The sequence below is a fragment of the Pseudooctadecabacter jejudonensis genome, from assembly GCF_900172275.1.
In the GTDB taxonomy this organism is placed as follows: Bacteria; Pseudomonadota; Alphaproteobacteria; order Rhodobacterales; family Rhodobacteraceae; genus Octadecabacter; species Octadecabacter jejudonensis.
Map to the genome: position 1 here is coordinate 1 of NZ_FWFT01000015.1, position 827 is coordinate 827.

Annotated in this window: 1 rRNA gene; it reads left to right on the top strand. The window is 53.7% G+C overall.

The features are described from left to right. A 5S ribosomal RNA gene (rrf, locus tag PSJ8397_RS16755) occupies positions 1 to 91 on the top strand; the annotation flags it as partial. Positions 92 to 827: the final 736 nt, after the last annotated feature.

Below are 827 nucleotides of genomic sequence, written 5' to 3' on the forward strand. Positions count from 1 at the left end.
ACACCTGGCCCCATTCCGAACCCAGCCGTTAAGTGCCGTAGCGCTGATGGTACTGCGTCTTAAGACGTGGGAGAGTAAGTCACCGCCAAACCTAGTAAGAAATAGAAAAATATCTCTCTCATGATGTTCTTCCCACCCCCCGCGATTGTTATTTGCTGTGCTCCCCTTGGGGGCAAATGACGTGTGTTGGTGCGCGTCTTGCGTCGTCCTCACACCGTTAGGGGCCTTTGGGCCATGGTGGTTAGGGGTCTCGATCGTGAATTTCGCTGTTTGCCTTCGTCTGTTACGGCCTGTGTGCCTTCCATTTTGTTTTCTCCTGTGTGTTCTGTTTTTACAGGGCTGGTTGGGCGCGCTGAGGGTGCTGTGCACGTCGGACAGTAAGCGCTGCATCTGGGGCCCGTTTTCGGGGCTAATGCGGATCCTCTGAAAATGTCATTACTGGTCGCCTTAGTAAAAGAGGCGCGCATGTCCAAACACGCGATCTGGGGGTTTACCATTGAAGTCGGTCCCTCTGGCCGAAAGATCTGGCCCAATAAGCTCAAGTATGAGGCCGCACGGCGAATTCGTGAAGACGGCCTATCTCCTGGAGAGATCGCCGCTGAGATTGGCGTTCACGAATGCCTTATTAGGAAGTGGTCTGTTGCAGATCGTCGAAGCCGAGGCGAACTTATCTCGGTCCAAGAACCCGCCTTCACTGAATTGGACCTGTCGCGGTTTGATGCCGCTCCTTTGATAGCATTTACTGCAATAAAGGAGACGAACTATGGGACTGAAACGGACGGACGAATTCCGAGCTGATGCGGTACGTATTGCCCTGACCAGTGGGC